The following is a 22,019-nucleotide window of genomic DNA, read 5'->3' as shown; positions in this document are numbered from 1 at the left end:
CGGATTCGAACCGGGGCAGGCGGGGGATTCAGGATCGACCAGCTCTGCGGCGGCGGAGCGACGATCGGCGTCGTCGGCGCGGTGGCTTGCAACAGGATCGACAGCAGGATCAGAGTGCCTCCAAAGTCCTAGTTGACGGTACCGACGGGACCATCGAGGTCGATCGGCACGCGGCCTCGCTTGTCGGGTTTCTTCGCCAGCGCGCTCTTGATCAGCCCGACTGCCGCCTTGGCGATCGGGGCTATCGGTGGACCAAAGCCAGCTTGGCACCCGCGCTGGCTGGCCGCACACGGCGTAGCCTCCAGTTGCAGCGCGCGGACGGCGCTGAGGTTGGGGTTGGAGGCAACCGCGTGGTCGGGCGGGCCGCGCTCGTCGGGCAGTGGCAGGCGCGGGCTGTTCGCTGCGGGGCCACCGCAGACGATGATCTCGTTGCCATCCTTCGAGGCGGCCGCGCACGGATCGACCAGGATCGAGAAGCGCTCCGGCTTCGCGTTCGGAGACGGTGTGGCGACCTGCATCAGCACGGACAGGATGGCGGCAAACATCGGATAATCCCTTTACGGCGCGGGCTTGCGGAACGACGTGCCGCCTTCGCCGCCCATCGTCATGCTCACGCCCGCCATCCCGCCACCGACCTGGAACGGACCGAGATCGGCGAGTGGCGAGGTGCGGCGGAGCAAGCGGGTCCGTTCGTTGCGGACGCTCTCATGCTTGGGATCGCCCGCGTCGTGGACGACGAACGGCACACGAAACCGGTCCGCGGTACGCATACCGCAGACCGTGATATCGGTCTCATCGGCGCTTTGGATACAGGGTTGCTCGGCGGCCATCCGCGCCTTTGCGGTGGCCATCAGGGGGTCCTCGATCAGTATCGACAGCAGCATCGCGAGCATCGGCGCCTCCCGGACAGACATTCAGACTGACCGCGATCGGGCGCCGGGGCAAGCATCATTGCTCGATCTTGGCGACTCCGAGCCTGGGAATGTCGATCGCCGGGCAACGATCCATCACGACTTTCAGTCCTGCAGCCTCGGCGCGCGCTGCCGCTTCTTCGTTGCTGACGCCGAGTTGCATCCACACAGCTTTCGCACCCGCTGCAATCGCCTGATCGACCGCCTCGCCGGCTGCGGCCGAGTTGCGGAAGATATCGACGATGTCGATCGGGTCGCCGAGTTGCGACAGCTCACGGAAGACGAACTCGCCGTGGATGTGCTCGCCGGTGATCTGCGGATTGACCGGGATGACTCGGTAGCCGTGTGCTTGAGCTTGGCCATCACGCCGTAGGAGGCACGGTCCGGGCGATCGGACGCGCCAATCATCGCGATCGTCCGTGCGCCTTCGAGCAAGGCCTTGATGTCGGCATCGGCGGTCAACGGCATCGATGCCTCCTATCGGGGAAACCTGGTCCGCTCGTACCGCAACTCAACGCGTCGGGTACGACCGGTAATCGAGACAACGTAGATCAGGCTCGCGGGTTTCACAGTTTTCCGAGCCATGCGACGACCTGAGCCGCAATCGGCATGAACACAGTATCGTCGGGGTTCGAAGCCGGCGGCGTCCCCGCATCGGACGCGGTCCGGATCGAGATCGTCAGCGGTACGCGACCGAGGAACGGGATGCCGAGTTCGCGCGCCGCCGCCTCCGCGCCGCCATTGCCGAACGGGTCGGATGCCTCGCCGCAATGCGGGCAGATATAGCCGGCCATGTTCTCGACCAGCCCGATGATCGGGATGCCGGCCTTCTCGAACAGGTCGATCGCGCGGCGTGCGTCGATCAGCGCGAGATCCTGCGGGGTGGAGACGATCACCGCGCCCGCCGGGCGATATTTCTGGACCATCGTCAGCTGGACGTCGCCGGTCCCGGGCGGGAGATCGAGCACGAGCGTATCGGTCAGGCCCCAGTCCGCCTCGACCAGCTGCCCGAGTGCGCCCGCGGCCATCGGTCCGCGCCATGCGATCGCTTTGCCCGGCTCGACGAGCTGGCCCATCGACAGCAACGGAACGCCGTACGGGGTCGGGACCGGATCGAGCACCTTGTCCTTCGCGGTCGGGCGGGTGCCCTCGACATGCATCAGGCGAGGCTGGGACGGCCCATAAATGTCGGCGTCGACCAGCCCGACGCGGCGACCGGCGCGCGACATCGCGATGGCGAGATTGGCGGCGAGCGTCGATTTGCCGACGCCGCCCTTGCCGCTGGCGACCGCGATCAGCCGGCGGGTCGAGCGTTCGGCGGTCACCGCGATCCGCACTTCGGTCACGCCGGGCTGCGTCGCGGCCATCCGCACGGTTGCCTCCAGCGCATCGCGCGCCTGCGGGTCGAGCCCGGTCGCATCGATGATGATGCCGGCCCGTGTTCCCTCCAGCCGGACGGTCGCCCGCTTGCCCGCCACTGCAGCAACCGCCGCCTTTACCGCTTCGATGTCGATCATCCGCGCCAGATAGGACCGCAAAGGCCGCTTGGCACTGTTTTTCCGCCAGCGCACACCTATAAAGGTTGGTATGACGATCTTCTCGCGCTGGTTCCGGCGCCCCGATATCCTCGCCACCGAAACACCGAAAGGCCCTTGGGGCGGCTCGGGCGACGACGGTAACCCTGGCCCGCGCAATCCCTGGGCCCTGCCGCCCGGTGGTCGCAAACCTGCGGCCAAGCCGACTGCGCTCGACGAGTTCCTGCGCAAAGCGCGTGGCTCGGGCGGCGGGGGCGGCGGCAATGGCGGCTTCGGTGGCCTCCCATCGGGCGCTAATGCCCGTGCGCTCTGGGCGATCGGGGTCGCGATCATTCTGGTCGTCTGGATCCTGTTTACCTCGATCCACCAGATCGGCCCGCAGCAACGCGGCGTCGTCACCTATTTCGGCAAATATGCCGGTACGCTCGATCCGGGCGTTCGCCTGACGATGCCCGCGCCGATCGCCGACGTGACGGTGGTCGACGTGCAGAAGATCCGCACCGACAACTTCCCTGTCGGTGATGGCGAGAACCTGACGCTGACGGGCGACCAGAACATCATCGACCTTGCTTATTCGGTCCGCTGGGACATCGCCGATCCGCGCGATTACGTGTTCCAGCTTGCCGAGCCGAACGACACCGTCCGCGCCGCCGCCGAGAGCGCGATGCGCGCTGTGGTCGCAACGACCACGCTCGACCAGGCGATCGGCACGGGGCGTACGGTGATCGAACAGCGCGTCGCCGAACTGACGCAGCAGATCCTCAACGACTATAAATCGGGTGTCCGCATCCAGGGCGTCGCGATCAAACAGGCTGCCGCGCCCGCGCGGATCGTCGAGGACTTCAACGCCGTGACCGCCGCGCAGCAGGAGGCGATCGCCAACCTCAACCAGTCGCGCTCCTATGCGCAGCAGGTCGTGGCGCGTGCGCAGGGTGAAGCGGCGTCGTTCGATAAGGTGTACGAGCAGTATCGCCTCGCACCCGAAGTGACTCGTCGACGGATGTATTACGAGACGATGGAGGCGGTGCTCGCCAAGAGCGACAAGACGATCGTCGAGACGCCGGGCGGGGTGGTGCCGTACCTGCCGCTGTCGAACGCCAAGCGCTTGCCGAACCCGGAGGCTGTCCAGTCGACGCCAGCGCCTGCCGCGGCGGCGGCTGCCCCCAGTCTGGAGCTGCCCAGTGAACGCCGTGAGTTTCCGAAATCCGATCGTGGCCGGGATCGTCGCGCTGCTGCTGGTGATCATCGCCGCCGCGACGTTCGCGATCGTGCCCGAGACCAAGCAGGCGGTGATCCTGCGCTTCGGCCAGCCGATCCGTACGGTGAACGCATGGCAGCCCAACACCGCGTTCGGACAGACCGGCGCCGGCCTGATCTGGCGCATCCCGTTCGTCGATCGGATCGTCTGGATCGATAAGCGCGTCCAGGATCTCGAACTCGACAACACGCTGGTGCTGTCGACCGACCAGCTTCGGCTCGAGGTCGATGCGTATGCGCGCTATCGGATCGTCGATCCGCGGAAAATGCGTAACGCGGTTGGCAGCGAGGACCGTATCCCCGATCAGCTGCGCCCGATCCTGGGGTCGGCGTTGCGCAACGAACTCGGCAAGCGGCGCTTCGTCGAACTGCTGAGCCCGGAGCGGTCCGAACTGATGGACAACATCCAGAAGGGCCTCCAGCGCGTCGCCAGCCAGTATGGCGTCGAGATCGTCGATGTCCGGATCAAGCAGGCGAACCTGCCCGTCGGCCTGCCGCTCGAAAGCGCGCTCAAGCGCATGTCTAGCGCGCGCCAGCAGGAGGCGATCACGATCCGGGCCGAGGGCCAGAAGCAAGCGCAGATCGTTCGTGCGCAGGCCGATGCGGATTCGGCTAAGATCTATGCCGAGAGCTTCGGCAAGGACGCCGATTTCTACGACTTCTACCGTGCGATGCAGTCGTATCGGCATACGTTCGGCGCGGATGGCGGTCCGGCACCCGAAGGATCGACTTCGATCATTCTTTCGCCGAACAACAGTTATCTGAGGGAATTCGAGGGCCGCGGGCGTTGAGCCTGCGGAACCTTTGAACCCCGTTCATATTCAAGCATTGTTCAGAACGGCGTCCCTACGGGATACCTGTTTCGATTGATGAAACGAGAGGACAACATCTAGTGCGTTACGCCTACGCCATTACCAGTGCTCTTCTCCTCGGCGGCGCGACCGCGACGCTCGCGCTCCAGCCGAGCGGCGCGCAGGTCGCGCAGAACGAACCCGGTGCGATCCAGGCCGTGTCGCCGAAACCCGGCGCGCCGATGAGCTTCGCCGACATGGTCGCGCGGCTCCAGCCTGCGGTCGTCAACATCTCGACCAAGCAGACGATCGTCCAGAAGCAGCAGGCCAATCCGTTCGCGGGTACGCCGTTCGGCGACCTGTTCGGCGGCATGGGCGGCGGCGGCGCTCCAGGCGCTCCCCGGTGAAGCGCGAGGGCGCATCGCTCGGCTCGGGCTTCCTGATCTCGCCCGACGGCTATGTCGTCACGAACAACCACGTGATCTCACCGGGTGCGCAGGGCGCGACGGTCGATTCGATCACCGTGACGCTGAGCGACAAGAAGGAATATGTCGCCAAGGTCATCGGCAAGGATCAGGAATCCGATCTCGCGTTGCTGAAGATCGATGCGGCGAACCTGCCGTTCGTGAAGTTCGGCGATTCGAACGGCGCGCGCGTCGGCGACTGGGTCGTCGCGATCGGCGAGCCGTTCGGCCTCGGTGGCACCGTGACCGCGGGCATCGTCTCGGCGATCAACCGCGTCACCGGTCAGGGCGGCGCGTATGACCGCTTCATCCAGACCGATGCGTCGATCAACCAGGGCAACTCGGGTGGCCCGATGTTCGACCTGAACGGCAACGTGATCGGCGTGAACTCGCAGATTTTCAGCCAGTCGGGCGGCAATATCGGCATCGGCTTCGCGATCCCCGCAGCCGTCGCCAAGCCGATCATCGCGACCTTCATGAAGGGCGGCACGATCGAGCGCGGCTATATTGGCGTCCAGCTCCAGCCGGGCGGCACGATCAACGAGGATACCGCCGCGGCACTCGGCATCCCCAAGAACCAGGGCGAGCTGATCAACGATGTGACCGCTGGCGGCCCGGCGGCCAAGGCCGGCGTGCGCGCGGGCGATGTCGTGACCAAGGTGAACGGTCAGCCGGTGACGGTCGACCAGTCGCTGTCGTATCTCGTTTCGAACGTGAAGCCCGGTCAGACCGCGCGTCTCGACATCCTGCGCAACGGCAAGCCGACGACCGCCAACGTGGTCGTCGTTCCTCGGCCGAGCGCGGACAAGCTGGCAGCGACGCTGGGCGGCGACGCGCAGGGGTTCGGTGGTGACGACAGCGATGACGGCGACGATTCCGGCACGACCGCGGCACCAACGGCAGGCGCGGCGCTCGGCATCGGCGTCCAGCCGCTGACCCCGGCGATCGCACAGGCGGTTGGCGTGGAGCCCGGCACGCAGGGCGTCGTCATCGCCGTGGTCGCGCAGACCAGCGACGCTTATGGCAAGCTCAAGCGTGGCGATGTCATCATGTCGGTCAACGGCACGCCGGTGCGTACCGCGGCCGACGTTCAGACCGCAGTGACGACCGCCAAGTCCGCCGGGCGTCCGCAGGTCCTGCTACAGGTCAAGCGTGGTCGGGGCCCGGCGCAGTTCCTGCCGGTCAAGATCAAGTAAGACACGACTGACCCGACCGATCGAAAGGACCGTCGCTCTCCCGAGCGGCGGTCCTTTTCTTTGCATCGCGCAGGGTTAGGGTCAGCGCGTATACAGAGGACGAGAACCATGAGCGACGGCATCTTCATCGGCGCAAGCGTAGACGGCAAGCCGCAGACGCTGGAACTCAAGCGTGCCAACCGTCACGGCCTGATCGCGGGCGCGACCGGTACAGGCAAGACGGTGACCTTGCAGGGGATTATCGAGGGCTTTTCCGCGAACGGCGTGCCGTGCTTCGTCGCCGACGTGAAAGGGGACCTGTCGGGGCTTGCGATGGCCGGATCGCCGACCGCGAAGACGCATGCGACGTTTGCCGAGCGTGCCAAGGCGATCGGTGACGATAGCTGGGCCTATGCCGACAACCCGGTGCAGTTCTGGGATCTGTTCGGTGAGCAGGGCATCCCATCCGCACCACGATCAGCGAAATGGGGCCGTTGCTGTTGTCGCGGCTGATGGATCTGAACGAGGTTCAGGAGGGCGTGCTGACGATCGCCTTCCACGTCGCCGACAAGGAAGGGCTGCTGCTGATCGACCTCGACGATCTCCAGGCGATGCTCACCGAATGCGCCGGGCGTGCGGACGAGCTGACCGTGACGTACGGCAACGTCTCGAAGCAGTCGATCGGTGCGATCCAGCGCTCGCTGCTCCAGTTGCGTACGCAGGGCGCGGAGAATTTCTTCGGCGAGCCTGCGCTGGAGATGAACGACTTCATCGGCGTCGATGACCGGGGCAGGGGGATCGTCAACATCCTCGCCGCTGACAGACTGATGGCCTCGCCGAAACTGTATGCGACCTTCCTGCTATGGCTGATGAGCGAGCTGTTCGAGCACCTCCCCGAGGTCGGCGATCCCGACAAGCCGGTGCTGTGCTTCTTCTTCGACGAGGCGCATCTGCTGTTCGACGAAGCCCCGAAAGCGCTGCTGGAGAAGATCGAACAGGTCGTCCGCCTAATCCGGTCGAAGGGGTGGGCGTGTATTTCATCACGCAGAACCCGATCGACATTCCCGACACGGTGGCGGGGCAGCTCGGCAACCGCGTCCAGCATGCGCTGCGCGCGTTCACGCCGCGCGACCAGGCCGCGGTGAAGTCGGCGGCGGAAACGTTTCGTGCGAACCCCGGCGTCGATGTCGCGACGATCATCACCGAGTTGAAGGTCGGCGAGGCGCTGGTGTCGCTGCTTCAGGCGGACGGTGCGCCGACTCCGGTCGAGCGCACGCTGATCAAGCCGCCAGCCTCGCGCGTGGGGCCGATCACGCCGGCCGAGCGGAAGGTGATGATCGAGACCGATGCGATCGGTGCGAAATACGACACGCTGGTCGATCGCGAGTCGGCGGAGGAATTGCTCGCGGCTAAGACGCAGGAAGCTAGCGCCGCTGCTGCCGAGGCGAAGGCGACGACCGAGGCGGAGAAGGCTGCGGCCGCGCAGGCGAAGCTCGATGCGAAGGCGGCGAAAGAGGCCGAACGGGCTCGGGTTGCAGAACAACGCGAGGCGGATCGCCAACAGCGTGAGGCCGATCGCGAGGCTGCGAACTCGCCTTGGACCAAGATGGCGACCTCGGCGACCCGCGCGGCGAGTTCTTCGATCGGGCAGCAGGTGGCGAATGAAATCGGCAAGCAGGTGTTCGGCACCAAGTCGCGCCGGTCGTCGTCGAGCGGCGGCCTGGTGGGCACAGTCCTGCGCGGGGTTTTAGGCGGGCTGTTCCGGGGGTAGACTGGTTGCATGATCGGGGGCGACCTGCCCTCTACACAAACATCACCCCGGCGGAGGCCGGGGCCCAGTTGGCAAGGTCGATGTAACGGAGCGTCGTACCACGTTACCTCTGTTCCCCAACTGGGCCCCGGCCTCCGCCGGGGTGGCGCTCAAATGCTAGACAGGAGTTCCTCATGTCCCTCGATTTCGAATCCACCACCGACTGGGCCCCGACCGACTGGACCGCCGTCGGCGAGGACAGCCTCGACGACGCGATCGTGCTCCGGCGTGCGATCCACGCCGATCCCGAAGTCGGCCTTCACTGCCCCCGGACGTCGGACAAGGTGAAGGCGGCGCTTGCCGGCCTGCCGCTGGAAATCCGCGAGGGCACCTCCACCACCGGCTTCGTCGCGATCCTACGTGGCGGGCGCGGCGGCACTGCTGGGGGTAACGGGCGGACGGTATTGTTGCGCGGCGACATGGACGCGCTGCCGATGCAGGAGGAAACCGGCCTGCCGTTCGCCTCCAAGATCGACGGCGCGATGCACGCCTGCGGCCATGATTCGCACACCGCAATGCTCGTCGGCGCGGCCAAGGCACTCTGCGCACGCCGCGACGAACTGCCCGGCACGGTCGTCTTCATGTTCCAGCCTGGCGAGGAAGGGCATCACGGCGCTCGCCACATGATCGCCGACGGCCTGCTCGACTCCCGCTGCCCGAAGCTGGGTTCGCGCTCCACATCTCGCCGAACATGCCGATGGGCCATGTCGTCAGCCGCGCGGGTACGCTGATGGCCTCGACCGATACGCTGCGCGCGACGATCACCGGCCGCGGCGGGCATGCCGCGATGCCGCACGACTGCCTCGATCCGTTGCCGATCGCCTGCGAGATCGTCACGGCGTTGCAGACCTATGTCGCTCGGCAGGTCGCGGTCACCGATCCTGCGGTCCTGTCGATCACCAAGCTCAACGCCGGCAGTGCGCACAACGTGATCCCGTCGACCGTCGAGATGCTCGGCACGATGCGGACGCTGTCGGAGCGCACGCGCGAGCAGGTTCGCGCGGCGTTCATCCGCATGGTCGAAGGCATCGCCGCCGCACACGGCGCGGTCGGCACGCCGACGATCGAGGAAGGCTATCCGGTCACCGTCAACGACGAGCGCGCCACCGACCTGATGAAGGCGTGCGCGACCGCGATCGGTGGCGAGGGTGCGTATCAGGTTATGCCGCCGATGATGGGCGCGGAGGACTTCTCCTACGTGCTTCAGAAACTGCCGGGCGCGATGGCCTTTATCGGTGCAGCGCCAAAGGGAGTGATCCGCGTACGAATCCCCGCTGCACAATACGAAGATGACGATCGATGAGCGCGTGATGGCGCACGGGATCGCGATGCACTGCGCGGTGGCGGAGCGGTTCCTGGCGAACGGTTTCGACTGAGGGCGTCGTCTTACCCCTCCCTGGAAGGGAGGGGCAGGGAGTGGGTCGGTTTCCGCATATTCCAGACGGGAATGGCTAAAACCAGCCGACCCACCTCAACCCCTCCCTTCCAGGGAGGGGGCAGAAGAGCGTCTGCGTCTCAGCCCTCAGTTCGAGGGCCGCGTGGTCCCCGCATACTTCGCCACCGCCGCCGCGGCTGCCTGAATCAGCCGTTGCCGCTCTGGCATCGGCCAGAATCGTGTCGCCGATCATCACCGCGATCGCATAGCGACGCCCATCCGGCGCGGTCAGTAGGCCGACGTCGTTGAATCCCGCATTGCGCCGGCCGAGATCCTGCCCCGTGCCGGTCTTGTGCGCGATCTCCCAGCCGCCGGGCAGCGCGGCGCGCAGGCGGGCGCGGCCGGTGACCGAGCGCCCCATCGTGTCGAGCAGGATCTTGGTCGAGGTTTCCGACAAGATATCACCCTTCGCCAGCCGGGCAATCGCATCGGCGATCGCGATCGGCGCGGCGCCATCGGGCGGATTGCGCACATACGCATTCATCGCAGCCTCGCGTACCGCCGGCGACAGCCGATTACGCGCCGTCATGAAGCCGCCGTTGACCGCATAGGAGGGCTGCCAGACGAGCCCTGCCGTGCCGCTCTGCAACAGCCGCTCGCCCGGCCCGAACCGGATCGCGCCGAGTTGTTTGCGCGCGATCATCGACCGCACCGCGGACGGCCCGCCGACCCGCGTCAGCAACCGGTCGTTCGCGGTATTGTCGCTATGCGTCAGCGCGCGCGTCAGTAGCTCGCCGACCGTCGTCCGATAGCCGTCGCCCTTCACCAGCATCGCGATCGGCTGGTGGAACAGAGTCAGGTCCTGCGGCCGCACGAGGATCGGCTCGTCGAGGCGGATCTTGCCCTGGTCGCGCAGGTCCATCACGGTCATTGCGACCCACAGCTTGCTGACCGATTGCTGCGGCAACAACTGGCGCCCCCGGCCTCGACCGTCCAGCCATCGTCGACCGCGCGGACGGCGATGCCGGCCTTGCCCTGGAATCCGCTTTGCAATTCGGAGATCGCGTTGACCAGGCTGGCTGGCGCGGGGCGCGGAGTCCGCGGTAATGGTGGCGGCACCGGGATCGAGACGAATCCCCGGCCTGCTGCATCGGGGTGACCGCTGGCGGGCTCGGCCGCGACGCCGATCCGCATCCGGCGAGCGCCACGCCGAAGAGGGTGGTTGCCAGAAGCCGCTTGAACGCACTCGCCGATGTCATGATGGATTGAACGCCCTGCACTGGAGCAGCGACCCTTATCCGTTGATCCGGCCCGGGAAACAGGGCCCGCGCCCCACTGCGACGAAGCGCGCCGAGGGTGCGCCGAGTCGCCCCTATGTCAGGGAACGAGAACCGTATCGACCGCGTCGGGCAGCGTTTCGGGATAATCGAGGGTGAAATGCAGCCCGCGGCTTTCGTGCCGGTGCAGCGCCGACCGCACGATCAACTCGGCGGTCTGGAGCAGATTGCGCAACTCGATCAGGTCGGGCGTGACGCGGAAATGCTGGTAATATTCCGCGACCTCGTCGTTGAGCAATTCGATGCGGTGCTTGGCGCGTTCGAGCCGCTTGGTGGTGCGGACGATGCCGACGTAATTCCACATGAAACGGCGGATTTCGGTCCAGGTCTGCTTGATGACGACCTCTTCGTCCGAATCCGTGACGCGGCTTTCGTCCCAGGGGCGGATCGGCGGGGGCGGGGGCAGATTGTCCCAGTTCGCGGCGATGTTGTCCGCCGCCGCCTCGCCGAACACGAAGCATTCGAGCAGCGAGTTGGACGCGAGGCGGTTGGCGCCGTGCAGGCCGGATCCGGTGCACTCGCCGGCGGCATACAGGCCGGGAAGATCGGTCTTGCCATGTTCGTCGATGACGATCCCGCCGCAGGTATAATGTTGCGCGGGGACGACCGGGATCGGCTGAGTCGTCATGTCGATACCGACCGTCAGCAGCTTCTCGTGGATGTTCGGGAAGTGGTGGCGGATGAACTCGGCGGGCATGTGGCTGATGTCGAGATGGACATAGTCGAGGCCGTAGCGCTTGATCTCGGCATCGATCGCGCGGGCGACGATATCGCGCGGTGCAAGCTCCATCCGAGCGGGGTCGTAATAGGTCATGAAGCGCTTGCCGGTCGACGGATTGATCAATCGCCCGCCTTCGCCGCGCACCGCCTCGGTGATCAGGAAATTCTTGACCTCCAGGTTGTAGAGGCAGGTCGGGTGGAACTGCATCATCTCCATGTTCGAGACGCGTGCCCCCGCCCGCCACGCCATCGCGATACCGTCACCGGTCGCGCCGCGTGGAGCGGTCGAGAACAGATAGGTGCGGCCGGCGCCACCGGTGGCGAGAATCGTCGCGCGCGCGGTGTAGAGTGCGACACGCTCGGTCTTGCGGTCGACCGCGTAGACCCCCAGACGTTGCCGGCGCCCGAATAGCGTTGCTCGTGACGGCCGGTGGCGAGGTCGATCGCGATCTGGTCGGGGACTAGGGTGATGTTCGGATGCGCTTCCGCGGCCTTCTGCAACGCATCCTGCACCGCCCAGCCGGTCGCGTCGGCGACGTGGACGATGCGGCGATGGCTGTGGCCACCCTCGCGCGTCAGATGCAACGCATTGCCCTCGGTTTCGAACGGCACGCCAAGGTGCGTCAGGCGCTCGATCGCGGCGGGAGCGCCTTCGACGACCATCTCGACGATCGCGCGGTCGTTCAGGCCGGCGCCTGCGACCATCGTGTCCTCGACATGGTTCTCGAACGTGTCGCCGGGCTCCAGCACGGCGGCGATCCCGCCCTGCGCCCAGGCGGTCGAGCCTTCGTTCAGCGCGCCCTTGGCGAGCACGGTGACCTTGAAGCGGTCGGCGAGGTTGAGCGCGGCGGTGAGACCTGCGGCGCCCGAGCCGACGATCAGGATGTCGCTCGTCATGCGTTGGCGGCACGGGTCAGGCTGAGGAAGACGTCCTCGAGATCGGGTTCCTTGGTCGAGACGTCGACGATCCCGAAGCCGCCGGACTGGATTGCCGCCAAGACTTCGCCGGCGTTCACGCGGTCCTTCTTGTAGGTGATCTCGAGCGTGCGGTTGCCCATCAGCGTGATCTTCTGGAAGCAGGCGTTGGCGGGGATATCGGTCACGTCGCGGTCGACAGTGACGGCGACGATCTTTTCCTGCGCCTTGCCGACCAGCTCGCGCGTGGGTTCGTTGGCGATCAGGCGGCCGTTGTTGATGATCGCGATGCGGTCGCAGAGTTCCTCGGCTTCCTCGAGATAATGGGTGGTGAGGACCACTGTCACGCCCGCCTGGTTGAGGCTGCGGACATAGGTCCAGAGCTGCTGGCGGAGTTCGATGTCGACGCCCGCGGTCGGCTCGTCGAGGACGAGGACGGGGGCGAGTGGACCATGGCCTTGGCCACCATCAGGCGGCGCTTCATGCCGCCCGACAGCGTGCGGGCATAGGCGTGCGCCTTGTCCTCGAGGTGCACTGCGCGGAGCAGTTCCATCGTGCGGCGCTTCGCCTTGGGGACCCCGTAGAGCCCGGCCTGGATCTCCAGCGTCTCGAACGGCGAGAAGAAGGGATCGAACAGGATCTCCTGGTTGACGATCCCGATCGACGCCTTGGCGTTGCGCGTGTGCTCGTCGATGTCGAAGCCCCAGATCGCGGCGCTGCCGTCGGTCTTGTTGACGAGGCCCGCCAGGATGTTGATGAGCGTCGACTTGCCCGCGCCATTGGGGCCGAGCAGCCCGAAGATCTGGCCGCGGGGGACGTCGAACGTCACCCCGTCGAGCGCGCGCTTGCCGCCGGCGTAGGTCTTGCAGAGGTTCTTGATGGCGATCGCGGCTTCGGTCATGCTAGCGGCATAGCGGGGCGTCGCGGGCTGGTCATCCCCCAGGGCGTGTCAAAGAAGATTTGTTCGCGCAAAGGCGCAGAGGACGCGGAGGTGTCGCGCTTGTCGCGAAGCGACCTTTCGATAATCTACGGCGGAACAGATAGTGACGTCTCCCGATCGTCGGGCTGGATGCAACATCTCCGCGTCCTCTGCGCCTCTGCGCGAACCCATTCTTCCTTCTCCACCTCAAATCGAGCAGGAAGAACCAATTGCCCGTCCGCCACGCGCTTGCTATCGACCCCGCATGCATCCGCCGCTCGAAACAACCCGCGTCACCCACGCCCGCGTCGCCTGCGATGGCGCCACCGACATTCCCGGCGGCGCAGCGCTCGGCCATCCGCGCGTGTGGTTGCAGATCGACGAGACCGGCTATGTCGATTGCGGCTATTGCGACCGGCGCTTCATCCTCGTCGGCGGCGCGGCCGACGGCGCGGATCAGTCGACATTGCGCGATCACGGGGATGGCGCAGGGCGCTAAGCCGCTTATATCTATCGGATGACGATAGCAGCAGACCCCCGTTCGTTCCTCTACCGCGATACGCTCGACCCCGAGCAGGCGCAGGCGCTGACCGCCAAGGCGCTCGGCAAGGCCGATGACGGCGAGCTGTACCTGCAATACCGCAAGGCTGAGGCGTTCGGCTTCGACGACGGCCGGCTGAAGACCGCCTCCTACGACACGAGCTCGGGCTTTGGCCTGCGCGCCGTCTCGGGCGAGATGACCGCGTTCGCGCATTCGAACGAGATGACACCCGCCGCGATCCGCCGTGCCGCCGAGACGATGGCGCTGATCGAGCCGGGGTCGCCGCGAAGGCCGGTCCGCCGCAGGGCACCAACCGCCACCGCTACACCGCCGCGGACCCGCTCGATCTGGTGCCGTTCGCGGACAAGGTGAATTTGTGCCAGACGATCGACGCGGCCTCCCGCGCCCGCGATCCGCGCGTCGCGCAGGTGTCGGTCAGCCTTTCGGGGACGTGGTCGGTGGTCGAGATCGTCCGCGCCGATGGGTTCGTCGCGACGGATGTCCGCCCGCTGGTACGCCTCAACGTCTCGATCGTCGCCGAGCAGAATGGGCGGCGGGAGACGGGCAGCTACGGGATCGGTGGCCGCTATCTCTACACCGACCTGTTCGAGCCGGCGACGTACAACCGCGCGATCGACGAGGCGTTGTCGCAGGCGCTGGTGAACCTGGAATCGATCGCCGCGCCGGCGGGCGAGATGACCGTGCTGCTCGGCAATGGCTGGCCCGGCATCCTGCTGCACGAGGCGATCGGTCACGGCCTCGAAGGCGATTTCAATCGCAAGGGTACGTCGGCCTTTTCGGGGCGGATCGGCGAACGTGTCGCGGCCGAGGGCGTTACGGTGGTCGACGACGGATCGCTCCAGGATCGCCGCGGCTCGCTGACGATCGATGACGAGGGCACGCCGACGCGCGAGACCGTGCTGATCGAGGACGGCATCCTCAAGGGTTATATGCAGGACCGGCTCAACGCGCGGCTGATGGGCGTCGAGGCGACCGGTAACGGCCGTCGCGAGAGCTACGCGCACGCGCCGATGCCGCGGATGACCAACACCTTCATGAAGGCCGGCAACGACGATCCCGCCGAGCTACTGTCGCGCGTCAAGAAGGGCATCTTCGCCAAGGCGTTCGGCGGCGGTCAGGTCGATATCGTGTCGGGCAAGTTCGTGTTCAGCTGCACCGAGGCGTATCTGATCGAGGACGGCAAGCTGGGTGCCCCGATCAAGGGCGCGACGCTGATCGGCGATGGTCCGAGCTCGCTGACCAAGGTGCGCGGCATCGGCAACGACTTTGCGCTCGACGAGGGTATCGGTATGTGCGGCAAGGGCGGGCAGTCGGTGCCGGCCGGCGTCGGGCAGCCGACGTTGCTGGTCGATGGGCTCACGGTCGGCGGGACGGCGGCCTAATAGCCCGAGATCAGCATATCGAGCGCGGCCTTTATTTCGAATTGCGCCGCATCGAGCGTCGCTACGGTGTCTTCGATGTCACGGACGTCGATCGCGCGGGCTAACGTCGTGATCATCGTCAGAACTTCGCCGTTGATCGTAAAGCTGGGCATCAGCCTTTTGAAAATCACGGCGTCGGTTGGACGAAGCGGTACCACGAATCGGGTCTGTAGGTCGGACAGCAGGTCCGATTGGCAATCGACCACCAGCACGTTGCCGCGGATGCGGTAGACGTCGAACTGTGCCAATCAGAGCGGCCGCAGATGGGCGAGCGGATCGCCATTTTGTTCGTACCAGCGGTTCCAGCCTTCGATCGCAGCCCGATTGTCTTCCTTCCAGCGCCGCTCCTGTTCGATTTTCGTCGCGTGCCTGATGGCGTGTTCGCTGATCTGAGAAAGGTTGAGCCCTGCCTCGCGTGCCGCTGCAACGATGCCGGTATCCAGCGACATGTTGACCGATTTGCGCTTGCCGGTGGCGATTGGATCATGCTTCATGCGCATAAGGTATGCGCGTACATGTCGCGCGTCAATTCGGAGCCGAACGATGGACTTCTTTCCCGCGCTCACCGATGAGCATCGTGCGTTCGTCGCGCGGCAACCGGTGTTCTTCGTCGCGACGGCCGCCGAGGGCGCGCGGATCAATCTCAGTCCCAAGGGCATGGACAGTTTCCGCGTGCTCGATGCGAAGACGGTCGCGTATCTCGACTTCGGTGGGTCGGGGAACGAGACGAACGCGCATCTGGGCGCGGACGGGCGCATCACGATCATGTTCTGCGCGTTCGACCAGCCGGCGCTGATCTTACGGATCTATGGCAAGGGCCGCGCGGTGTTGCCGCAGGACGACGGCTGGGCCGAACTGTATGCGCGGTTCACGCCGTTGCCGGGGACGCGGCAGATCTTCGTGATCGATGTCGACGAGGTGCAGACGAGTTGCGGCTGGGGCGTGCCGTTCATGACGCTCGATCGCGAGCGACAGACGCTGTCGAAATATCACGCGAAACAGACCGAGGCCGAACGGATCGAGGAACTGGCGGGGCCGACCGCGAGCATCGACGGGTTGCCGGTGCGGCTCGCGACCGTCCTGCCGGACCGGGCCGGCGCATGAGCCTGGTCGAACTCGGGCGATACGGCCGGAACGAGGCGCATATCATCGTCGGGCGGCTCGAAAGCGAGGGCATTCCGGCGATCGCGTTCGACGGCGGGATGTCGATCATGGAGGGGAGCTGGTTGCTGATCCCGGTGCGCGTCATGGTCGACGAAGATGATCTGGCGGCAGCGCGAGACATTCTACCGGACTGACTCTTCGTCATGCCGCGCCCTTTGCGGAACCGTGGACCCCAGGGAACACGCTGGTGGCTATCGCTTTCGAGCAAGTAAGACGTGTTTCCCCGCGAAGGCGGGGATCCAGACTGAGCTCCCGCCTTCGCGGGAGAACAAGGAAGGGCGTGGTGCCGTACGACCACCGACTTTGATTTGCTCGAAGGGGATGGCCGCGGAGACAGAATGCGCGTTGCGTCCCCCGCCAGATCAGCCTCCCGCGCTGACCCGCCAGATCGCGTTGCCGACGTCGTCCGCGACCAGCAGGCCGCCGGTCTTGTCGGTGATGACGCCGACCGGGCGGCCCTGCGCGTCGCCGTCCTTGTTGAGGAACCCGCCGAGCACATCGACCGGCTTTGCGTTCGCTGCCGGGAACCCGGTGTCGCCGAAAGGCACATAGACGACCTTGTAGCCCGACACCGGCTTGCGGTTCCACGAGCCGTGCTCGCCGACGAACGCGCCGTTGGCGAATTTTTCGCCCAGTTTGGCGTCGGCCGAGAAGGTCAGGCCGAGCGCCGCAACGTGGGGGCCGAGCGCGTAATCCGGGCGCTTCGAATATTGCTGGAGCGCGGGGTTCTTCGGCTCGACGCGGGTGTCGGGATAGCCGCCCCAATAATACCAGGGCCAGCCGAAGTGATCGCCGAACTCGACCTGCGTCAGGTAATCGGGGGCGAGATCGGAGCCGAGCATGTCGCGCTCGTTGACGACGGTCCACAGTTCGCCCGACTTGGGATTGATCGCCATGCCGTTGGGGTTGCGCAGGCCCGCGGCGTAGATCCGCCAGTTCTTGTCCTTCGGCCAGACCTGGAGGATGTTGGCGCGGTATTTCTCGGCGTCCATGCCGTTTTCGGCGATGTTCGAGGCCGATCCGACGCCGACGTAGAGCGTCTTGCCGTCCGCCGCGGTGATGACGTTGCGCGCCCAGTGATTGCCGCCGGGGTTGAGCTTGATGACGAGCTCGGGCTTGGCGGTGATCTTGGTCGCACCATCGGTGTACGGCACGCGAACCAGCGCGTCGGTGTTGCCGATATAGAGCTGGCCGTCGAGCAGGGTCATGCCGAACGGCGAGTTGAGGCCGGTCATGAACACCGACTTCGTCTCGGCCACGTCGTCGCCGTTTGCGTCGCGCAGCAGCGTGATGCGGTTCGCCGAGGGGACGCCGGCGCCCGCGCGGCCCATCAGGACCTTCATCACCCAGCCGGTGATCCCGCCACCCTCGCGCGGCGGCGAGTTCGTCTCAGCGACCAGCACGTCACCATTAGGCAGACGGTACATCCAGCGCGGGTGATCTAGCCCGGTCGCAAACGGCTGGACCTTGAGGCCTGCGGCCGGCGTCGGCATCGCGCCGTTCTGCCAGCCGACGACCTTGGCGACCTTGACCGTCGGGATCGTCTGGATACGGGGATCGGTGATCTTGGGCAGCTTGCCGGTGACCTGATCGACCGGCAATTTCGCCGTGTCGGGCCAGGCGAGATAGGTGACGCCCGCGGCGATCACGAGCAGGATCAGGCCGAGGACGATGAGGATGTGTTTGCGCATGGGGCGAGGATAGTCGCACACCCCGTGCGGCGGAAGATGCAAAAGCGGTTCGCGGCCGCGGCATTTCAGCGGTCGTCAATATCTTACGGGTAAGCGCTCTGCATGGTCTTCCCTCGTTCATCGATCGATTGGCGCACGGCGCGCATCGCCGTCGCCCTGTCGTTGGCGATGTTCGCCGGGTATGGCCTGTCGTCCTTTCCCGGGCTCTGGGCGAGTTGGCAGGTTCCGGCGATCATGCCACTGTTCGTGGCGGCATGGGTCGTGGCCGCGATCCTGCCGCTGATGCTGCTCCACCGTGCGCCGCCCGCGTTGACGATCTCGACGATGGCGGCCTTGGCGATAGCGTTGCGGATCGCGGTGGCAGTGGTGGCGGATGGGCGCATCCCGCCGGGCGATGCGCACAACTACGTCGTCCTCGCCCAGCATCTGCTCGAAGGGCGCGGATTGGTCATCGCCGACCATTATATGGGCGTCGAGGTGCGTGCGCTGTATCCGCCCGTCTACCCAATCCTGCTGGCGGCGTGGGGTGCGATGGTCGGGTTCTCCACCGCCTCGCTGACGCTGTTGGCGACGATCTTCGACCTCGCGACCGCGGGCGCGATGATCCTTCTGGCGCGCATGCTGGGCAATCGATCGGCGGGCCTCGCCGCGGCTTGGCTGTACCTGATCTGGCCTTCCGTCCTGCTGTCGGCGCCGCTGGCGCAAAAGGAAGGCGTGTGTGCCCTGCTAGCGGTGTTGCTCGCGATCCAGTGGGTCAGGCTCGCTGCGAAACAGGACGCGGGCGCGGCACGCTGGTACGCGGCGGTGGGTCTTGGGGTGACGGCCGGAGTGCTCACGTTGACGCAACCGGGCGAAGCGCCGCTCGTCATGGTGTTCGGGCTGGTCGCTGCGGCTAAGTGCGGATGGCGACGTGCGATTGTAACGGGGCTCCGGGCGGTCCTGTTCGCGGTCCTTGCGATCCTGCTGCCCTGGTGGATCCGCAATGCGCTGATCTTCGGCGCCTTCGTTCCGCTGACGAGCGCGGGCGGTTATGGCTTGTGGATCGGCAACAACCCGGACGCTACCGGTCACTGGATGCCGCCGCCGCCGCAATTATATGGCATGGCCGAGATCGCGTTCGGCAAAGCCGCCGCGGCGATCGCCATCGACTGGATCGTCCAGCACCCGGCGGACTTCGTGCGCAACACCATGGCAAAAGCGGTGCGAGGCTGGGGCGTAGCGGAAAGCGGCGCTTCGCGGATCGCGGGGTTGCGGCCGACTATCAGTCCGTTGATTCCACCGATCGTTTTCGCCGTGTCGCAGATGGCGCATCTGGGATTGCTGGCCGGAGCCGTGCGTTCGGCGTGGAGACGGCAGACGCCTGGCATGACGCTGTTGCTGCTCCTCGTACTCGCGTGCGTCGTGCAGACGCTGGCGTTCGGGGTCTGGTTCGAATTCGACGAGCGCCACCGCGATTTTGCGACGCCGTTCCTATTGTTGCTGGCGGCGTTCGGATTTGCCGATGCGCGGGCATCGGAAGGCGAGCGGGACCGGTCTGGTAGGGACTAAGTCCCAGTAGGCCGGGCCTATAACAGGACAGGGCCGCCGACATCGCTGCCGACGGCCCCCTTCGATACTCGGACGTCGCTTTACGAGATCGCGGCGTCCTGTTCCGCGCGGACCTTGGCGAGATCGAAGCGGTCGGCGTTCATGACCTTGTTCCAGACCTTCACGAAGGCGGCCGCGAACTTCTCGCTCGCATCGTCGGCGGCGTAGACCTCGGCCAGCGCCCGCAACTGCGAGTTGGACCCGAAGACGAGGTCGACGCGGCTGCCCGTCCAGAGGACATCGCCGGTCTTGCGGTCGCGTGCCTCGAACGTCCCGTCACCAACCGCCGTCCACTTCGCGGTGAAGCTCGTCCGCAGCAGGTTGCGGAAGAAGTCGTTGGTCAGCGTCTCGGTGCGATCGGTAAACACGCCGAGCTTCGAGTCGCCGTGATTGGCGCCCAGCACGCGCAGGCCACCCACGAGCACGGTCATCTCCGGCGCGGTGAGCCCCATCAGATGCGCGCGGTCGACCATCAGTTCCTCGGCCGAATAGACCGACTTCTCGCCGACATAATTGCGGAACGCATCGGTGCGCGGCTCGAGCGGGGCGAACGACGGCGCGTCGGTCTGCTCCTGCGACGCATCGGTGCGACCCGGCGTGAACGGCACGCTCAGGTCGTGACCCGCCTTATTCGCCGCCGCCTCGATCGCCGCGTTGCCGCCGAGCACGATCAGGTCGGCAAGCGACACGGTCCTGCCGCTACCTGCGAAGTCGCGCTGGATGCCCTCGTACGTAGAGAGCGCCTTGGCCAGCTCGGCCGGCTCGTTGACCGCCCAATCCTTCTGCGGCGCGAGACGGATGCGCGCGCCGTTCGCACCACCACGCTTGTCGGTGCCGCGATAGGTCGAGGCCGACGCGAACGCCGTCTTCACCAGACGCGAGATCGACAGGCCCGAGTCGAGGATCTTCGCCTTCAACGTCGCGATATCGGCGTCGGACAGCGGCTCGCCTTTGTGAGCGGGCACGGGGTCCTGCCAGATGCGCGGCTCTGCCGGCACTTCCGGACCCAGCAGCAGCGGGTAGGGGCCCATGTCGCGGTGGGTCAGCTTGTACCAGGCCTCGGCGAATGCCTTGGCGAACTCGTCGGGGTTCTCGTGGAAGCGGCGCGAAATCTTCTCGTAGGCCGGGTCGACGCGCAGCGCGATGTCGCTGGTCAGCATCGTCGGGCGATGCTTCTTCGACGGATCATGTGCGTCGGGCACGTCCTCGGCCGCGTCCTTGGCGATCCACTGGTGCGCACCGGCCGGGCTCTTGGTCAGCTCCCACTCGTGGCCGAACAGGTTCTCGAAATACAGGTTGGTCCACTTGGTGGGCTCCTGCGTCCAGGTGACTTCGAGGCCGCTGGTGATCGTGTCGCCGGCGTTGCCCTTGCCGTAGCTGTTCGCCCAGCCAAGACCCTGCATCTCGATGCTCGCGCCCTCGGGCTCAGGCCCGACATAGGGATCGGGCTCGGCGGCGCCGTGCGTCTTGCCGAAGGTGTGACCGCCGGCGATCAGCGCGACCGTCTCCTCGTCATTCATCGCCATGCGGCCGAACGTCTCGCGGATATCGCGCGCCGAGCCCATCGGATCGGGGTTGCCGTTCGGGCCCTCGGGATTGACGTAGATAAGGCCCATCTGCACCGCGGCGAGCGGGTGCGCGAGATCGCGGTCGCCCGAATAACGCTCGTCGGCCAACCACTCGCGCTCGGCGCCCCAGTTCACGTCGGTGGCCGGCTCCCACACGTCGATGCGGCCGCCGGCGAACCCCGCGGTCTGGAAGCCCATCGACTCGAGCGCGCAATTGCCGGTGAGCACGAGCAGATCTGCCCAGGACAGGCTGCGACCGTACTTCTCCTTGATCGGCCACAGCAGCATGCGCGCCTTGTCGAGGTTGGCGTTGTCCGGCCACGAGTTCAGCGGCGCGAACCGCTGCTGGCCCGCGCCGGCGCCACCGCGGCCGTCACCGATGCGGTACGTGCCCGCGGCGTGCCACGCCATGCGGATGAACAGCGGACCGTAATGCCCGAAATCGGCCGGCCACCACTCCTGCGAGTCGGTCATCAGTGCGACGATGTCGGCCTTCACCGCGGCGAGATCGAGCGACTTGAACGCCTCGGCATAGTCGAAGTCGTCGCCCATCGGATCGCCGGCGGGCGGGTTCTGGTGGAGCACCGAGACGTTGAGCTGGTTCGGCCACCAGGTGCGGTTGGTCATCTCGAACAGGACGGCGGGGCCATCCATCTTGCCGGGCTCGTTGGTCGCCTTGTGCGAGGAACCGCCGTGTACGGGGCACTGGCCGGCCGTCGGGGCTGCGGTGGTTGCTTCGGTGGTCATACCATCTCCATTTCAGCGTCTTCTGAAGTTGGGAGAAGGTATGGCACTGCGCGGGTGATCGGTAAAATAG

General features: G+C 66.2%; 16 protein-coding genes and 7 pseudogenes. 11 read left to right on the top strand and 12 right to left on the bottom strand.

Features of this window, described 5'->3' with window-relative positions; genetic code table 11:
* Window positions 1-128 precede the first annotated feature (128 nt).
* The 4 genes and pseudogenes from AC0IX7_RS11700 to AC0IX7_RS11685 form a co-directional block, all read right to left on the bottom strand.
* Window positions 129-545 (bottom strand): hypothetical protein, encoded by a 417-nt coding sequence (locus AC0IX7_RS11700; protein ID WP_471812028.1) that lies wholly within the window; start codon window positions 543-545, stop codon window positions 129-131.
* Window positions 546-557: 12 nt separating this feature from the next.
* Window positions 558-893 carry a hypothetical protein gene (locus AC0IX7_RS11695; protein WP_187504038.1) on the bottom strand — a complete coding sequence of 112 codons (336 nt, stop codon included), beginning with the start codon at window positions 891-893 and terminating at the stop codon, window positions 558-560.
* Window positions 894-948: 55 nt separating this feature from the next.
* Window positions 949-1,379: pseudogene (locus AC0IX7_RS11690) on the bottom strand (CoA-binding protein).
* Window positions 1,380-1,477: 98 nt separating this feature from the next.
* Window positions 1,478-2,428 carry an Mrp/NBP35 family ATP-binding protein gene (locus tag AC0IX7_RS11685; protein WP_471812026.1) on the bottom strand — a complete coding sequence of 317 codons (951 nt, stop codon included), beginning with the start codon at window positions 2,426-2,428 and terminating at the stop codon, window positions 1,478-1,480.
* Between the two features lie 70 nt (window positions 2,429-2,498).
* Between AC0IX7_RS11685 and hflK the strand changes: the two are divergent.
* The 6 genes and pseudogenes from hflK to AC0IX7_RS11655 form a co-directional block, all read left to right on the top strand.
* Window positions 2,499-3,602: pseudogene (gene hflK, locus AC0IX7_RS11680) on the top strand (protease modulator HflK); the annotation flags it as partial.
* A gap of 25 nt (window positions 3,603-3,627) precedes the next feature.
* A complete protein-coding gene (hflC, locus tag AC0IX7_RS11675; RefSeq protein ID WP_471812024.1) occupies window positions 3,628-4,494 on the top strand; it encodes a protease modulator HflC in 867 nt (288 codons plus the stop codon).
* A gap of 101 nt (window positions 4,495-4,595) precedes the next feature.
* Window positions 4,596-6,154, top strand: a pseudogene (locus AC0IX7_RS11670) (Do family serine endopeptidase).
* Between the two features lie 108 nt (window positions 6,155-6,262).
* Window positions 6,263-7,904, top strand: a pseudogene (locus AC0IX7_RS11665) (helicase HerA-like domain-containing protein).
* 173 nt (window positions 7,905-8,077) lie between these two features.
* Entirely contained in the window at window positions 8,078-8,674 is a 597-nt protein-coding gene (locus tag AC0IX7_RS11660) for a M20 metallopeptidase family protein (RefSeq protein WP_471812022.1), read from the top strand.
* The gene (locus tag AC0IX7_RS11655; RefSeq protein ID WP_471812021.1) at window positions 8,635-9,246 is read left to right on the top strand and encodes a M20 metallopeptidase family protein; all 612 of its coding nucleotides are present in this window, start codon (window positions 8,635-8,637) and stop codon (window positions 9,244-9,246) included. Before AC0IX7_RS11660 ends, AC0IX7_RS11655 begins: the two co-directional genes overlap by 40 nt.
* 148 nt (window positions 9,247-9,394) lie before the next feature.
* Here AC0IX7_RS11655 and AC0IX7_RS11650 read toward each other — a convergent pair whose 3' ends face one another.
* The 4 genes and pseudogenes from AC0IX7_RS11650 to AC0IX7_RS11635 all read right to left on the bottom strand — a co-directional run bounded on the left by AC0IX7_RS11650 (window position 9,395) and on the right by AC0IX7_RS11635 (window position 13,191).
* Window positions 9,395-10,249, bottom strand: coding sequence for a serine hydrolase (locus tag AC0IX7_RS11650; protein WP_471812019.1), 855 nt, complete (start codon window positions 10,247-10,249; stop codon window positions 9,395-9,397).
* Window positions 10,246-10,512, bottom strand: coding sequence for a hypothetical protein (locus AC0IX7_RS11645; protein WP_471812017.1), 267 nt, complete (start codon window positions 10,510-10,512; stop codon window positions 10,246-10,248). Before AC0IX7_RS11645 ends, AC0IX7_RS11650 begins: the two co-directional genes overlap by 4 nt.
* 183 nt (window positions 10,513-10,695) lie before the next feature.
* Window positions 10,696-12,272 (bottom strand): annotated as a pseudogene (gene nadB / locus AC0IX7_RS11640) (L-aspartate oxidase).
* Window positions 12,269-13,191 (bottom strand): annotated as a pseudogene (locus AC0IX7_RS11635) (ABC transporter ATP-binding protein). Before AC0IX7_RS11635 ends, nadB begins: the two co-directional pseudogenes overlap by 4 nt.
* A gap of 283 nt (window positions 13,192-13,474) precedes the next feature.
* Between AC0IX7_RS11635 and AC0IX7_RS11630 the strand changes: the two are divergent.
* Both AC0IX7_RS11630 and tldD read left to right on the top strand, forming a co-directional pair.
* Window positions 13,475-13,708 carry a zinc-finger domain-containing protein gene (locus AC0IX7_RS11630; RefSeq protein WP_031393477.1) on the top strand — a complete coding sequence of 78 codons (234 nt, stop codon included), beginning with the start codon at window positions 13,475-13,477 and terminating at the stop codon, window positions 13,706-13,708.
* 18 nt (window positions 13,709-13,726) lie between these two features.
* A pseudogene (gene tldD / locus AC0IX7_RS11625) lies at window positions 13,727-15,153 on the top strand (metalloprotease TldD).
* Here tldD and AC0IX7_RS11620 read toward each other — a convergent pair.
* Both AC0IX7_RS11620 and AC0IX7_RS11615 read right to left on the bottom strand, forming a co-directional pair.
* A complete protein-coding gene (locus AC0IX7_RS11620; RefSeq protein WP_471812015.1) occupies window positions 15,150-15,440 on the bottom strand; it encodes a CcdB family protein in 291 nt (96 codons plus the stop codon). The pseudogene tldD and the gene AC0IX7_RS11620 overlap by 4 nt on opposite strands.
* Window positions 15,441-15,686, bottom strand: a complete 246-nt coding sequence (locus tag AC0IX7_RS11615) for a type II toxin-antitoxin system CcdA family antitoxin (protein ID WP_471812013.1) — start codon at window positions 15,684-15,686, stop codon at window positions 15,441-15,443.
* Window positions 15,687-15,735: 49 nt separating this feature from the next.
* Between AC0IX7_RS11615 and AC0IX7_RS11610 the strand changes: the two genes are divergently transcribed.
* Together AC0IX7_RS11610 and AC0IX7_RS11605 are read left to right on the top strand one after the other, a co-directional pair.
* Window positions 15,736-16,296, top strand: coding sequence for a pyridoxamine 5'-phosphate oxidase family protein (locus AC0IX7_RS11610; protein WP_471812011.1), 561 nt, complete (start codon window positions 15,736-15,738; stop codon window positions 16,294-16,296).
* Window positions 16,293-16,490 (top strand): putative signal transducing protein, encoded by a 198-nt coding sequence (locus AC0IX7_RS11605; RefSeq protein ID WP_254686396.1) that lies wholly within the window; start codon window positions 16,293-16,295, stop codon window positions 16,488-16,490. The genes AC0IX7_RS11610 and AC0IX7_RS11605 overlap by 4 nt, the downstream gene beginning before the upstream one ends.
* 228 nt (window positions 16,491-16,718) lie before the next feature.
* Here AC0IX7_RS11605 and AC0IX7_RS11600 read toward each other — a convergent pair whose 3' ends face one another.
* Window positions 16,719-18,047, bottom strand: a complete 1,329-nt coding sequence (locus AC0IX7_RS11600) for a PQQ-dependent sugar dehydrogenase (RefSeq protein ID WP_471812009.1) — start codon at window positions 18,045-18,047, stop codon at window positions 16,719-16,721.
* Between the two features lie 102 nt (window positions 18,048-18,149).
* Between AC0IX7_RS11600 and AC0IX7_RS11595 the strand changes: the two genes are divergently transcribed.
* A complete protein-coding gene (locus AC0IX7_RS11595; RefSeq protein WP_471812007.1) occupies window positions 18,150-19,595 on the top strand; it encodes an ArnT family glycosyltransferase in 1,446 nt (481 codons plus the stop codon).
* Between the two features lie 80 nt (window positions 19,596-19,675).
* Here the strand turns inward: AC0IX7_RS11595 and katG are convergent, their stop codons facing one another.
* Window positions 19,676-21,949, bottom strand: a complete 2,274-nt coding sequence (gene katG / locus AC0IX7_RS11590) for a catalase/peroxidase HPI (RefSeq protein ID WP_471812006.1) — start codon at window positions 21,947-21,949, stop codon at window positions 19,676-19,678.
* Between the last annotated feature and the right edge of the window lie 70 nt (window positions 21,950-22,019).

It is taken from the genome of Sphingomonas sp. AC411 (assembly GCF_979253035.1).
The sequence above is the reverse complement of the archived record's forward strand: the minus strand, read 5'-3'. Positions and strand labels throughout refer to the sequence as shown.

Excerpts from the sequence above, each read along its gene's own strand:
- AC0IX7_RS11600 (WP_471812009.1), bottom strand. The coding sequence starts at position 18,047 with ATGCGCAAACACATCCTCATCGTCCTCGGCCTGATCCTGCTCGTGATC.
- AC0IX7_RS11700 (WP_471812028.1), bottom strand. The coding sequence starts at position 545 with ATGTTTGCCGCCATCCTGTCCGTGCTGATGCAGGTCGCCACACCGTCT.
- AC0IX7_RS11655 (WP_471812021.1), top strand. The coding sequence starts at position 8,635 with ATGCCGATGGGCCATGTCGTCAGCCGCGCGGGTACGCTGATGGCCTCG.
- AC0IX7_RS11605 (WP_254686396.1), top strand. The coding sequence starts at position 16,293 with ATGAGCCTGGTCGAACTCGGGCGATACGGCCGGAACGAGGCGCATATC.
- AC0IX7_RS11630 (WP_031393477.1), top strand. The coding sequence starts at position 13,475 with ATGCATCCGCCGCTCGAAACAACCCGCGTCACCCACGCCCGCGTCGCC.
- AC0IX7_RS11650 (WP_471812019.1), bottom strand. The coding sequence starts at position 10,249 with ATGACCGTGATGGACCTGCGCGACCAGGGCAAGATCCGCCTCGACGAG.
- AC0IX7_RS11660 (WP_471812022.1), top strand. The coding sequence starts at position 8,078 with ATGTCCCTCGATTTCGAATCCACCACCGACTGGGCCCCGACCGACTGG.
- katG (WP_471812006.1), bottom strand. The coding sequence starts at position 21,949 with ATGACCACCGAAGCAACCACCGCAGCCCCGACGGCCGGCCAGTGCCCC.
- AC0IX7_RS11645 (WP_471812017.1), bottom strand. The coding sequence starts at position 10,512 with ATGCGGATCGGCGTCGCGGCCGAGCCCGCCAGCGGTCACCCCGATGCA.
- AC0IX7_RS11610 (WP_471812011.1), top strand. The coding sequence starts at position 15,736 with ATGGACTTCTTTCCCGCGCTCACCGATGAGCATCGTGCGTTCGTCGCG.
- AC0IX7_RS11615 (WP_471812013.1), bottom strand. The coding sequence starts at position 15,686 with ATGAAGCATGATCCAATCGCCACCGGCAAGCGCAAATCGGTCAACATG.
- AC0IX7_RS11595 (WP_471812007.1), top strand. The coding sequence starts at position 18,150 with ATGGTCTTCCCTCGTTCATCGATCGATTGGCGCACGGCGCGCATCGCC.
- AC0IX7_RS11695 (WP_187504038.1), bottom strand. The coding sequence starts at position 893 with ATGCTCGCGATGCTGCTGTCGATACTGATCGAGGACCCCCTGATGGCC.
- AC0IX7_RS11685 (WP_471812026.1), bottom strand. The coding sequence starts at position 2,428 with ATGATCGACATCGAAGCGGTAAAGGCGGCGGTTGCTGCAGTGGCGGGC.